This window comes from Limnohabitans sp. (assembly GCF_040400975.1).
Lineage (GTDB): Bacteria > Pseudomonadota > Gammaproteobacteria > Burkholderiales > Burkholderiaceae_C > Limnohabitans_A.
Map to the genome: position 1 here is coordinate 1 of NZ_JBBAPF010000017.1, position 12,361 is coordinate 12,361.

The following is a 12,361-nucleotide window of genomic DNA, read 5'->3' on the forward strand; positions in this document are numbered from 1 at the left end:
CCAGTGGCTCAATATTCGATGCAAACACTGGCTCAGTTTGTCTGGCTAATCAACAGGCATGCGCCACGGTGATGGTGTTACTTGCAATCATCAGCTCCACCGCCTCCACCTGGCGGGCGGCCTTCATGTTGCGCAGGATGTACCCGACCTACTCCAACAAGAACGGTCGCAAATATCGCTACTACGTCTCGAAATCGGAAGCCAGGTTCGGTGCCGAAAGCAAGACTTACGCGCGACTGCCTGCCGGAGAAGTCGAGGCCGCCACGTTGGCCCAGATCAAGACCGTGCTCTCCAGCCCTGAATCGGTAGCTGGCGTATGCCAGTTCATTCGTAAAAACGATTCAGCCGTGGGCGAGGACGTCACAGTGATGGCCATGCGCCAGCTGGGCAGTGCTTGGGAGCAACTCTACCCCGCTGAACAGCACCGCATCGTGAACTTGATGATCGAGCGTGTGGACCTCGTGACTGGCGGCCTGAAAGTGAAGTGGCGAGAAATTGGATGGAAGGATCTGATTGAAGAATTCGCGCCGGACAGCATCGGTGCCGAGCTGGTCGAAATGGAGGCGCCATGAGTGTCACTGAGCCGACGGACCAGAGCACCTTTGTGCCATTGAATTTGAAGCGGCGGGCAGGCAGGCTGATCGCGGACAGCGGTGCCCCTGTCCATGACGTCAACATCCTCAACGTCGTCGGTCGTGGGTTCTATTGGCAAGACCTGCTGGACACCGGCGTGTACGCCAGTGGTTCAGACATTGCCAAGGTTGAGGGCGTCACGCCATCGACGGTGAACCGCTTGGTGCGGATGGGACTGCTGGCCCCTGACCTGATCGAGGAACTGATGGCCGGCAAACAGCCCCGACGGTTGACGGCGCATTGGCTAATCCGCAACCGCATCCCCAGTTCCTGGGGCGAACAGCGGGCGCTTTTTGAACGGTTCCGATAGGAGCGCGCATGGGCAAGAAAGACATCGGTAAAGTCATCGGCGCACCTGTGACCAGGCAGACGCCGAGTCCGGCTGGCGGTGTGCAAATGGAGACCTACATCCCCTGGACCCTGGTGAAACGGGGCGTACGGCGCAAAGTGATTACGCCATTCGACACACCCATCGAGTTCATCGACGAGGCGACCCGTGAGCACCAGCAACGTGAACTTGAGCAACCCAGCCCTTTGCTGCGGGCGCTGGGTCTGGCGCACCACTGGCAGCGGCTGCTTGACGATGGTCGCTTTGGCTCGTTGACCGAGATTGCTGCGGCCGAGGAAATGAACCTCAGTCAGGCCAGTCGAATTGCCAAGCTGGCTTACCTGGACCCCAAGATCATCCACGCCAGCCTTAGACCCGATACCAAGATGGCTCTGGAGCACTTCATTCGTGGCGGCGCCCTGCCCACAGAATGGACGGCACAGCGAGCCAGATTGGGACCGTACCAATAGGCTCAAGGACATCACCGAAGGAAACGGCCGCCCTCGAGGCGGCTTTTTTGTGGCCGTCGGCCAAGGTTCGCAATGCCAGTTCCCAACCGCGAAGTGCTTGCCAGTTGCAACCACCCCGTTGCAAATCGTTGATTTTGCTAGGCCACACGACTTGACCGCTCAAGAGACCAACAGAGAATAGAGACAAAAAACGGGGTTCTGGGCACGGAAAACAGTGTTTCCAGCACTGCGCCGCTCAAGAGGAAAATGCGCCAAACCCCGCCAGTACAGGGGGAACGGGCAAAAAAAATCCCGACTGATAAGAGTCGGGATTTCTATGAATGGTGGAGCTGGGGGGATTTGAACCCCCGTCCATAAGCCTTTTTCGTACAGTTCTACATGTGTAGTCGTCTGATTTGAGTCTCGCCAAATGCACCGCGCAGCGACACGCTGAACACCCAGCCAGCACCCTTTTTTCTCACACCACCCCAAGGTACCCGAGGTGGTGCCAGCCCATATGTTTTACCTTGCAGCCAGGACTTTGAGGGGTTTAACCCCCTCATCACCCTGACCCAGCCTATCGGCCAACTGTTGCAAGGCTCACCGGATTAAGCGGCGAGTGCGAAACGTTCGTCGTTTGCAGTTAGTTTTTTTTCCGAAGATTAACGAGGATCAGAACCTCGACATGCCCTGCCACGCGTCCGAACCCATGTCGAAACCAGTGCAGCCCCTGAGGAACCTATTTTAGGCGCTCTTGAGGAATTGCAAGAGGTCCATGGGTGAATCAATGTGCAAATGGGCATTCCAGCGCGAAATATCGCTCTGTTGGCCCAAATACCCATAGGTGGCGGCCACGGTGCCCATGCCTGCGGCCAGGCCTGCGACGATGTCGCGCTCGTCGTCGCCTACGTACACACAACGCGTCGGGTCAATCGACAAACGCCTTGCGGCCTCAAACAAAGGCTCGGGGTGCGGTTTGGCGTGGGGGGTGGTGTTGCCGCTGACAATGGCGCCGGCGGTGGCAAACAAAGGCATGGCCGCGGTCAGCGGGTCGGTGAATCGGCTGGATTTGTTGGTGACCACTCCCCAGGGCAGCCCCAAGGCCACCAGGCGTTCGATCATTTCAACCACGCCGTCGAAGATGCGGGTGCGTTCGGTCATGCAGTTTTCGTAGGTGACGAAAAACTCCTCTTTCATGACCTCGAAGTCGGGGTGCTCGGCTGTCATGCCAAAAGCAAGGCCGAGCATGCCCCGGGCTCCGGCACCGGCCATGGGCCGGTAGTGCTCGAGTGGCAGGGACGACAAACCGCGTGCCACGCGCATTTGGTCCACGGCGGCGCCCAGATCAGGCGCGCTGTCAATGAGGGTGCCGTCCAGGTCAAACAAGACGGCTTGAGCGCTTTGGAACATGGTCAGGCTTTCCGGCAAGCCAGCAGATAGTTGACGCTGGTGTCCTGGCTCAACCAATAGCGTTTGGTAAAGGGGTTGTATTCCATGCCTTTGAAGCCCTGGGCGTCCAGCCCGGCTTCGCGGGCCCATGCGGTCAGCTCGCTGGGTTTGATCAGGCGGGCAAATTCGTGTGTGCCTTTGGGCAGCAAATTGAGGATGTATTCGGCCCCGACGATCGCAAACAAAAAGGACTTGGGGTTGCGGTTGAGCGTGGAGAAAAAAACCCAGCCACCGGGCTTGACCATTTGGGCGCAGGCTTTAACGACGGCTGAAGGGTCAGGCACATGCTCCAGCATTTCCATGCAAGTGACCACATCGAATTGCTCAGGTTGTTCGGCGGCCAGCGCCTCGGCGCTGATTTCGCGGTATTGAACGCCTTGTGTGCCCGCTTCGAGCGCGTGCAATTGCGCGACTTTGAGGGATTTGGTGGCCAAGTCGATGCCAAGCACCTGGGCACCTTTGCGGGCCATGGCATCAGCCAAAATACCGCCGCCGCAGCCGACATCCACCACATTCAAACCCTTCAAGGGCACCAGGCCGTTGATCCACTCTAGGCGCAGCGGGTTGATCTGGTGCAGAGGACGGAATTCGCTTTCAGGATCCCACCAACGATGGGCCAAGTCTGAAAACTTGGCCAATTCGGCCGGATCGACGTTGGATGTGCTTGTATTCATGGGGACTGATTGTCGGTGAACAGGCCCCCGGCAAGAACGACAGACGAAAAAAAGCCCCATTGCTGGGGCTTTTTTTCGCCCGATGAGGGATCAGCGGTTAGGGCGTGTGCCGACCACTTCGATTTCAACGCGGCGGTTCTTGGAGCGGCCAGCTGCGGTCTTGTTGTCAGCAACAGCTTGTTTCTCGCCCTTGCCTTCGGTGTAGACGCGGTTCTTTTCGATGCCCTTGGTCACCAAGTAGGCCTTCACAGCATCAGCTCGCTTGACAGACAGCTTCTGGTTGTAAGCATCAGCACCCACGGAGTCGGTGTGACCCACGGCAATGATGACTTCCAAGTTGATGCCCTTGACCTTGCCAACCAGATCATCCAGTTTGGCTTTGCCTTCGGCCTTCAAGACGGATTTGTCAAAGTCAAAGAACGCATCAGCTGCGAAAGTGACCTTGGTGGCCGCTGCGGGTGGCAGGGCTGGTGCAGCTGCACGAGGCGCTGGCGCTGGCGCTGCCGCTGGCGCTGGGGCTGGGGCTGGAGCTGGACGTGCAGCAGGTGCTGGTGCAGCAGCGGGAGCAGGAGCTGCCTTAGGCGCAACGATAGCGCCGTCGCAACCTGCGCCAGCAGTGGCGGGTGTCCAGTTGGCATTGCGCCAGCACAGTTCATTGGTGCCGTTTTTCCAAACCAGCTCACCGGTGCCATTGCGCCAGTTGTCAACAGTTTGTGCGCCAGCGGCGGTTGCGAGAGCTGCGGAGGCCAACAACATCGCCACTTTGTTCAGTTTCTTCATGGTCTTCCTCTTAGGGGATAAAGCCGCAGACTCGCTGCGTGAAAATGACGCATCAAATGACCGTCATCTGATGCGTTGCGTTTTATTGTGCCATAGACCATGCGCCCGTCTGTCAAATGCCGGACTGACAATAAAGCTCTCTTTCAAATGAATCAGAAATGTTGCATGGACGCCACAGTGCCGTGCAACTAAAATCAGAGTTTTCACCGCGACACTTTCCCCTTCTCTATATGACCCAGTTCGCCAAAGAAACACTGCCCATCAGTTTGGAAGAGGAAATGCGGCGCAGCTACCTCGATTACGCCATGAGCGTGATTGTGGGTCGCGCACTGCCCGATGCCCGAGACGGCCTAAAACCCGTGCACCGCAGGGTTTTGTTCGCCATGCATGAGCTGAACAACGACTGGAACCGCCCCTACAAAAAGTCGGCCCGTATCGTGGGTGATGTGATCGGTAAATACCACCCCCATGGCGACCAATCGGTGTACGACACCATCGTGCGCATGGCGCAAGACTTTTCCATGCGCCATATGTTGGTGGATGGCCAAGGTAACTTCGGCTCGGTGGACGGGGACAACGCGGCCGCGATGCGTTACACCGAAATCCGCCTGGCCAAGATCGCCCACGAGATGCTGGGTGACATCGACAAGGAAACCGTTGACTTTGGCCCCAACTACGATGGCTCGGAAAAAGAGCCCTTGGTGCTGCCTTCTCGTTTGCCCAACTTGCTGATCAACGGCTCGGGCGGTATCGCGGTGGGCATGGCCACCAACATCCCCCCACACAACCTGAACGAGGTGGTAGACGCTTGCCTGCACCTGCTGCGCAACCCGGAAGCCTCGATCGACGAACTGATGGAAATCGTGCCAGCGCCCGACTTCCCGACCGGGGCCATCATTTACGGCATGACCGGGGTCAAAGATGGCTACCGTACCGGACGCGGCCGTGTGGTCATGCGCGCCAAGTGCCATTTCGAAGACATCGACAAAGGCCAGCGCCAGTGCATCGTGGTCGATGAATTGCCCTACCAGGTCAACAAAAAGACCCTGCAAGAACGCATGGCCGAGTTGGTGCACGAGAAGAAAATCGAGGACATCAGCCACATCCAGGACGAGTCCGACAAATCAGGCATGCGCCTGGTGATTGAACTCAAGCGCGGCGCAGTGCCTGAGGTGGTGCTGAACAACCTTTACAAACAAACGCAGCTGCAAGACACCTTCGGCATGAACATGGTGGCCTTGATTGACGGGCAACCCAAGCTCTGCAACCTGAAAGATCTGATCCAGGTCTTCTTGCAGCACCGCCGCGAAGTGGTGACACGCCGCACGGTGTTTGAGTTGCGCAAAGCGCGCGACCGTGGCCATGTGCTCGAAGGTCTGGCCGTGGCTTTGGCCAACATCGACGACTTCATCGCCATCATCCGCGGGGCACCCACCCCACCCGTGGCCAAAACCGAGTTGATGACCCGGGCATGGGACAGCCAGATGGTGCGCACCATGCTGACCCGCGCCCGCGACGATGGTTCTGTGGTGAACGCCGACGATTACCGCCCCGAAGGTCTGGAGCGCGAATACGGCCTGGGCCCGGACGGCCTGTACCGCCTGTCCGACACACAAGCCCAAGAAATTTTGCAGATGCGTCTGCAGCGCCTGACGGGCTTGGAACAAGACAAGATCGTGGCCGAGTACAAAGAGGTCATGTCCGAGATCGAAGACCTGCTGGACATCCTGGCCAAGCCCGAGCGAGTGTCCACCATCATTGGTGACGAACTGGGCACCGTGCGCCAGGAATTCGGCCAAACCAAGATCGGCGCTCGCCGCAGCGAGATCGAGCACAGCGCGCAAGACCTCTCGACCGAAGACCTGATCACACCCACCGACATGGTGGTCACGCTCAGCCACAGCGGTTACATCAAGAGCCAGCCGCTCTCTGAATACCGCGCGCAAAAGCGTGGCGGACGGGGAAAACAAGCTGCCGCTACCAAAGAAGACGATTGGATTGACCAACTCTTCATCGCCAACACGCACGACTATTTGCTGTGCTTCTCCAACCGGGGCCGCCTGTATTGGCTCAAAGTCTGGGAAGTGCCCGCTGGTTCGCGCGGCTCGCGTGGCCGCCCGATCGTCAACATGTTCCCACTGCAAGAGGGCGAAAAAATCAATGTTGTGCTGGCCCTGACCGGTGATGCCCGCACCTTCCCCGAAAACCAGTATGTGTTCATGGCCACCTCCATGGGCACCGTCAAGAAAACTTCTCTGGACGAGTTCAGCAACCCGCGCAAGGGCGGCATCATTGCCGTGAACCTGGACGAAGGCGACTTCTTGATTGGTGCGGCTTTGACCGACGGCAAGCACGACGTGATGTTGTTCAGCGATGGCGGCAAGGCCGTGCGTTTTGACGAAAACGATGTGCGCCCCTTGGGTCGCAGTGCACGCGGCGTGCGTGGCATGATGATCGAAGACCACCAAAGCGTGATCGCCATGCTGGTGTCGGAGCAAGAAAACCCCGATGCCCCTGCCGACGAAGTCAAAGCCCGCGCCAGCGTGCTGACGGCCACAGAAAACGGCTACGGCAAGCGCACCAGCATCACCGAATACACCCGCCATGGCCGTGGCACCAAGGGGATGATCGCTATCCAGCAATCCGAGCGCAACGGCAAAGTCGTGGCCGCAACCTTGGTTCACGCCGACGACGAAATCATGCTGATCACCGACACCGGCGTTTTGGTGCGCACCCGCGTTGCTGAAATCCGCGAGTTGGGCCGCGCCACGCAAGGCGTGACCCTGATCGGCTTGGACGAGGGCGCCAAGCTGTCGGGCCTGCAACGCATCGTTGAAAACGATGCGAATGCAGCCGATGGCGATGCCGATGCCACGCCAGATGACGGCGCACCAACAGCGGCATAAGTGATGGGGCGTGCTTTCAACTTTTCGGCGGGTCCCGCCGTCATGCCAGAGGCTGTCTTGCATCAAGCCGCATCCGAGATGCTCGACTGGCATGGCTCAGGCATGAGCGTGATGGAAATGAGCCACCGCGGCAAAGAGTTCATCAGCATCTATGAGCAGGCCGAATCTGACCTGCGCGAACTGCTGGCCGTACCTGCGAACTTCAAAATCCTGTTCATGCAAGGAGGTGGTCTGGCGGAAAACGCCATCGTGCCCATGAACCTCTCGCATGGCGGAGCCATGGACTTTGTGCTCACGGGCAGTTGGAGCCAAAAGTCCCAAAAAGAAGCGAGCAAATACGGCAACGCTCGCGTGGCCGCATCGGCGCAAACCGATGACTTCACCACCTTGCCTGAACCCGCCACTTGGCAAATCGGTTCAGACAGCCAGTATGTCCACATCTGCAGCAATGAAACCATTCACGGTGTCGAGTTTCACGAACTGCCGGACCTCAAAGCATTGGGATGCGATGCACCCTTGGTGGTGGATTTTTCATCTCACGTGGCATCGCGCGCGGTCGATTGGTCACGCGTGGGCTTGGCTTTTGGCGGTGCCCAAAAAAATCTCGGTCCAGCCGGCCTGACCTTGGTCATCGTGCGCGAAGACCTGGTGGGACACGCCCTGCCGCACTGCCCCAGCGCCTTTGACTACAAACTGGTGGTCGATAACCAGTCGATGTACAACACACCTCCGACCTACAGCATCTATGTCGCTGGTTTGGTGTTTCAGTGGCTCAAGAAGCAAGGTGGCATTGAAGCCATGGTGCAACGCAACATTGACAAAGCACAGCTTCTCTACGACTACCTCGACAACTCCAGTTTTTACGTGAACAAAGTGGCCAAGAATTGCCGCTCCCGCATGAACGTCCCGTTTTACCTGCGCGACGAATCGCGCAACGACGCTTTTCTGACTGGGGCCAAAGCCGCCAATTTGCTGCAACTCAAAGGCCACAAATCGGTGGGTGGCATGCGCGCTAGTCTTTATAACGCCATGCCCCTCGAAGGCGTGCAGGCGCTGGTGGCCTACATGCGTGAATTTGAAAAAACACAGGCCTGAAGCCCTCAAGCAGGCCGCCAGAAAGAAGACGAGACATGAGCCAACAACCCATTCAGTCGGATGCCTTGGGCGCATTGCGTGTTCAGATTGACGCGCTGGACAAACAGCTGCTGAGCCTGCTGAACCAACGCGCCCATGTAGCTGAACAAGTGGGTGAGATCAAGCGCGCCGAAGGCTCCCCCTTCTTCCGTCCCGATCGCGTGGCGCAAGTCATTGACAAGATCACCAACGCCAACCTCGGCCCTCTCAAAAACGAACACGTCGCTTCCATTTGGCGCGAAATCATGTCGGCCTGCTTGGCGCTCGAAGCCCCGCAGCGCGTGGCAGTGCTGGGCCCACAAGGCACGTTTTGCGAACAGGCGGCCATCGAGTTTTTTGGCAGCGCGGCCAACCTGATTTATTGCGCCAACTTTGACGAAGTCTTCCACGCCACCGCTGCGGGTACGGCCCAATACGGCGTGGTCGGCATGGAAAACTCCACCGAAGGCGTGGTGGCTCGCTCACTCGATTTGTTCCTGCGTTCTCCCGTTCATGTGGTGGGCGAAGTCAGCTTGCAGGTGCGCTTCAATTTACTGCGCCAACTCAATTCAGACGCGGGCATCGAGGTGGTGATGGCGCATCCGCAAGCGCTGGCCCAATGCCAGGGCTGGCTGTCCAAACACCTGCCGCATGTGGAGCGCCGCGCCGTGTCGAGCAATGCCGAAGGCGCACGCCTGGCCGCCACCAACCCAGCATGGGCGGCCCTGGCCAGCGAGCGCGCCGCCAGCCAGTTTGGCCTGCACATCGTGCACCACGCCATCCAGGACGAGGCCTTCAACCGCACGCGCTTTGCCGTGATCACCCTGCCCCAAACCTTGGCCACACCGCCTGCCTCGGGCGAAGACTGCACCAGCCTGGTGGTTTCGGTGCCCAACCGCCCCGGTGCGGTGCACGATTTGCTGGTGCCGCTCAAAAACAACGGCGTGTCGATGACGCGTTTTGAGTCGCGCCCCGCCAAGTCGGGTCAGTGGGAGTATTACTTCTACATCGATCTTCAAGGCCACATCAGTGAGCCGCATGTGGCCGCCGCCCTGCAAGAGCTGCAAGGACTTTGCGCTTTCTACAAGGTGCTGGGCTCCTACCCCGTGCCCGAGTGAGCGTCCTGTGAAATTCCAACGCCTGGCCCTGATTGGCTGCGGCCTGATGGGCGGCTCGTTTGCGCTCGCTATGCGTCAGGCTGGCCTGGTTCAACACATCACCGGCTTCAGCGCCTCCGAAAAAACACGCCAACGCGCACTGGAACTGATGGTCATCGACCAAGCCTGCACCAGCGTGGCTGAAGCGGTAAGTGATGCTGATTTGGTCTTGCTGGCCGTGCCCGTGGGCGCCATGCAAAGCAGTTTTGCTGCGCTGCGCGACAGCCTGCCACCCAGCGCCTTGCTGATGGATGTGGGCTCCACCAAATGCGATGTGATCGCTGCGGCTCAAGCTGCTCTAGGCGAACGCCTGAGCTGCTTTTTGCCAGCACACCCGATTGCTGGCAAAGAGGTGGCCGGCATTGAGCATGCAGAAGCCACGCTCTACCGAGAGCGACGCACCATCCTCACGCCAATGCCGCAAAACAGCATCCGCCAAATCCAAACGGCGAGCAAGGTCTGGACCGCCATCGGCAGCCATGTGAGCCACATGAGGCCCGAGGCGCACGACGCCACCTTTGCGGCTGTTAGCCACCTGCCGCACTTGCTGGCTTTTGCTGCAGTCAATGCACTCAGCACACAGCACCAAGGCGCTGCATTTCTGGAAATGGCGGGTCCGGGCTTCCGAGATTTTTCACGCATCGCGGCCAGTGACCCGGCCGTCTGGCGCGACATCCTGAGCGCCAACCAGACCGAAGTGCTCACGCAGATGGCGCACTTTCGCGCTGCGCTCGACCAATTTGAAAACACCTTGAAGCAAGGCGACACCACCGCGCTGCAACAACTGATTCAACAAGCCAGCGACGTGCGCTCGGCCTGGACGTTGCAAGCGGGTAACGCTTGCAACACTGCCCCTGAAGACTGACCCCATGTTCTCCACCGCTTTTCTTGACATCCCTTCGCTGCAAGGCGCATCCGGCACCGTGACTTTGCCGGGCTCCAAAAGCATCTCCAACCGCGTGCTACTGCTCTCGGCCCTGTGCCAAGGCACCACCGTGGTCCACGACCTGCTGGACTCCGACGACACCCGCGTCATGCTGGCCGCTCTGCGTCAACTGGGCTGCGGCGTCGATGTCGAAGGCACCACCGTGACCATCACCGGCCTGGGCGGCCGCGCATGGCCCACCGAAGCGATTGAGTTTTTCATGGGCAACGCGGGCACGGCCATGCGCCCTCTCACCGCAGCCTTGGCCGTTCAGGGTGGCGATTTCACACTCAAGGGCGTGCCCCGCATGCACGAGCGCCCGATTGGCGATTTGGTGGACGCCCTGCGTGAACTCGGCTGCACCATCGACTACTTGGGCAACGAGGGCTACCCGCCCCTGCGCATCGGCCAGCCCCGGCTGCAACTGGACAAACCCATCCCCGTGCGCGGCGATGTGTCCAGCCAGTTCCTCACCGCACTCTTGATGGCGCTGCCGCTCGCATCGCAAGACCGCGCCATCACCATCGAGGTGGTGGGCGAACTCATCAGCAAGCCCTACATCGAGATCACCCTCAACCTGCTGGCGCGCTACGGCATCCAGGTCGAGCGCCAAGGTTGGGAGCGTTTTGTCATCCCGGCGGGCAGTCGTTACCAGTCGCCCGGCAGGATCCACGTCGAGGCCGATGCTTCTTCGGCCAGTTACTTCATTGCGCTGGGTGCCATCGCCAAGGGTGACGGCATCCGCATCCAAGGCGTGGGCGCCGATTCCATCCAGGGCGACATCCGCTTCATGGACGCCGCCGCCCAAATGGGTGCCCAAATCACCAGCGGCCCCAACTGGCTTGAGATTCAGCGCGGCGCATGGCCACTCAAAGGCATCACCCTCGACTGCAACCACATCCCCGACGCGGCCATGACGCTGGCCGTGATGGCGCTGTACGCCGACGGCCCGACCACGCTGCGCAACATCGCCAGCTGGCGCGTGAAGGAAACCGACCGCATCGTGGCCATGGCCGCCGAAAGCCGCAAACTGGGCGCCACGGTCGAAGAAGGTCCAGACTGGATCACCATCCATCCCTTACCCGCCGGAAAGTGGCAACGCGCCAGCATCCACACCTACGACGACCACCGCGTGGCCATGTGCTTCTCGCTGGCGGCCTTCAATGCCGACCAAGTCCCGGTGCGCCTCGAAGACCCCAAGTGCGTGGCCAAGACCTTCCCAGACTATTTCGAGGCTTTGTTCTCGGTGGCGCACACAGCCGCCCACAACATTCCGGTGATTTGCATCGATGGCCCCACCGCTTCTGGCAAGGGCACGCTGGCCAGCCGCGTGGCCGCGCAGCTGGGTTACCACTACCTGGACTCGGGTGCGCTCTACCGCGTGACCGCCCATGCTGCTTTGCAAGCGGGTCTGACGCTGGAAAACGCCGATGAAGCTGCGATTGCGGAGCTGGCCCGCCACCTGCCTGTGCGCTTTGAAGGTGAGCTGGTCATGCTGGGCAAGGTGGACGTGACCGATGCCATCCGCAGCGAGCAAGGCGGCATGAACGCCTCCAAAGTGTCTGTTTTACCCAAGGTGCGCCAGGCCCTGATCGATCTGCAGCACAGCTTTCAGCGCCTGCCGGGCCTCTTGGCCGATGGGCGAGACATGGGCACCGTGATCTTCCCAGACGCGCCTTTGAAGGTGTTTTTGACCGCCAGCGCTGCAAAAAGGGCGGCAAGACGGCATAAGCAATTGATTTTGAAGGGTTTTTCGGCTAACATCGACAGTCTTCGCGCTGACTTGGAAGCGCGTGATGCTCGGGACATGTCCCGCAGCGTTGCGCCCTTGTTGCCGGCGCAAGATGCCTTGCAACTGGACAATTCGTCCTTGACCATCGAAGCCTCGGTGGAACAGGTGATGGTCTGGTGGCAAAGTCGGCAGGTTTTTGGTTGATCGACAAAAGT

At 59.5% G+C, this 12,361-nt stretch carries 11 protein-coding genes and 1 other RNA gene; 8 read left to right on the forward strand and 4 right to left on the reverse strand.

Going from position 1 to position 12,361, the window contains the following annotated elements:
• The 3 genes from ABWQ00_RS10710 to ABWQ00_RS10720 form a co-directional block, all read left to right on the forward strand.
• A partial coding sequence (locus ABWQ00_RS10710) for a recombinase zinc ribbon domain-containing protein (protein WP_353238665.1) occupies positions 1 to 572 on the forward strand: 572 nt, incomplete at its 5' end.
• Positions 569 to 943, forward strand: coding sequence for a site-specific recombinase resolvase (locus ABWQ00_RS10715; RefSeq protein WP_353238666.1), 375 nt, complete (start codon positions 569 to 571; stop codon positions 941 to 943). The genes ABWQ00_RS10710 and ABWQ00_RS10715, both read left to right, overlap by 4 nt.
• Before the next feature lie 8 nt (positions 944 to 951).
• The gene (locus tag ABWQ00_RS10720) at positions 952 to 1,431 is read left to right on the forward strand and encodes a LacI family transcriptional regulator (RefSeq protein ID WP_353238667.1); all 480 of its coding nucleotides are present in this window, start codon (positions 952 to 954) and stop codon (positions 1,429 to 1,431) included.
• Positions 1,432 to 1,752: 321 nt separating this feature from the next.
• Here the strand turns inward: ABWQ00_RS10720 and ssrA are convergent.
• From ssrA to ompA, 4 genes are all read right to left on the reverse strand, one after another.
• Positions 1,753 to 2,141, reverse strand: a transfer-messenger RNA (tmRNA) gene (ssrA, locus tag ABWQ00_RS10725).
• Between the two features lie 13 nt (positions 2,142 to 2,154).
• Positions 2,155 to 2,820 carry an HAD family hydrolase gene (locus ABWQ00_RS10730; protein ID WP_353238668.1) on the reverse strand — a complete coding sequence of 222 codons (666 nt, stop codon included), beginning with the start codon at positions 2,818 to 2,820 and terminating at the stop codon, positions 2,155 to 2,157.
• Positions 2,821 to 2,822: 2 nt separating this feature from the next.
• Positions 2,823 to 3,533 carry a bifunctional 2-polyprenyl-6-hydroxyphenol methylase/3-demethylubiquinol 3-O-methyltransferase UbiG gene (ubiG, locus tag ABWQ00_RS10735; protein WP_353238669.1) on the reverse strand — a complete coding sequence of 237 codons (711 nt, stop codon included), beginning with the start codon at positions 3,531 to 3,533 and terminating at the stop codon, positions 2,823 to 2,825.
• 90 nt (positions 3,534 to 3,623) lie between these two features.
• Positions 3,624 to 4,313, reverse strand: a complete 690-nt coding sequence (gene ompA, locus ABWQ00_RS10740; RefSeq protein WP_353238670.1) for an outer membrane protein OmpA — start codon at positions 4,311 to 4,313, stop codon at positions 3,624 to 3,626.
• 230 nt (positions 4,314 to 4,543) lie between these two features.
• Here ompA and gyrA point away from each other — a divergent pair, with 230 nt between their 5' ends.
• The 5 genes from gyrA to ABWQ00_RS10765 are packed head-to-tail and all read left to right on the forward strand — an operon-like array spanning position 4,544 to position 12,350.
• Positions 4,544 to 7,219, forward strand: a complete 2,676-nt coding sequence (gene gyrA, locus ABWQ00_RS10745; RefSeq protein WP_353238671.1) for a DNA gyrase subunit A — start codon at positions 4,544 to 4,546, stop codon at positions 7,217 to 7,219.
• A 3-nt stretch (positions 7,220 to 7,222) separates the two neighbouring features.
• Complete coding sequence (serC, locus tag ABWQ00_RS10750; RefSeq protein ID WP_353238726.1) at positions 7,223 to 8,314, forward strand: 3-phosphoserine/phosphohydroxythreonine transaminase; 1,092 nt, start codon at positions 7,223 to 7,225, stop codon at positions 8,312 to 8,314.
• A 35-nt stretch (positions 8,315 to 8,349) separates the two neighbouring features.
• Entirely contained in the window at positions 8,350 to 9,450 is a 1,101-nt protein-coding gene (gene pheA / locus ABWQ00_RS10755) for a prephenate dehydratase (RefSeq protein WP_353238672.1), read from the forward strand.
• Positions 9,451 to 9,457: 7 nt separating this feature from the next.
• A complete protein-coding gene (locus ABWQ00_RS10760; protein WP_353238673.1) occupies positions 9,458 to 10,354 on the forward strand; it encodes a prephenate dehydrogenase in 897 nt (298 codons plus the stop codon).
• 4 nt (positions 10,355 to 10,358) lie between these two features.
• A complete protein-coding gene (locus tag ABWQ00_RS10765; protein WP_353238674.1) occupies positions 10,359 to 12,350 on the forward strand; it encodes a bifunctional 3-phosphoshikimate 1-carboxyvinyltransferase/cytidylate kinase in 1,992 nt (663 codons plus the stop codon).
• Positions 12,351 to 12,361: the final 11 nt, after the last annotated feature.

Excerpts from the sequence above, each read along its gene's own strand:
- ABWQ00_RS10715 (WP_353238666.1), top strand. The coding sequence starts at position 569 with ATGAGTGTCACTGAGCCGACGGACCAGAGCACCTTTGTGCCATTGAAT.
- ABWQ00_RS10720 (WP_353238667.1), top strand. The coding sequence starts at position 952 with ATGGGCAAGAAAGACATCGGTAAAGTCATCGGCGCACCTGTGACCAGG.
- ABWQ00_RS10730 (WP_353238668.1), bottom strand. The coding sequence starts at position 2,820 with ATGTTCCAAAGCGCTCAAGCCGTCTTGTTTGACCTGGACGGCACCCTC.
- ubiG (WP_353238669.1), bottom strand. The coding sequence starts at position 3,533 with ATGAATACAAGCACATCCAACGTCGATCCGGCCGAATTGGCCAAGTTT.
- ompA (WP_353238670.1), bottom strand. The coding sequence starts at position 4,313 with ATGAAGAAACTGAACAAAGTGGCGATGTTGTTGGCCTCCGCAGCTCTC.
- gyrA (WP_353238671.1), top strand. The coding sequence starts at position 4,544 with ATGACCCAGTTCGCCAAAGAAACACTGCCCATCAGTTTGGAAGAGGAA.
- serC (WP_353238726.1), top strand. The coding sequence starts at position 7,223 with ATGGGGCGTGCTTTCAACTTTTCGGCGGGTCCCGCCGTCATGCCAGAG.
- pheA (WP_353238672.1), top strand. The coding sequence starts at position 8,350 with ATGAGCCAACAACCCATTCAGTCGGATGCCTTGGGCGCATTGCGTGTT.
- ABWQ00_RS10765 (WP_353238674.1), top strand. The coding sequence starts at position 10,359 with ATGTTCTCCACCGCTTTTCTTGACATCCCTTCGCTGCAAGGCGCATCC.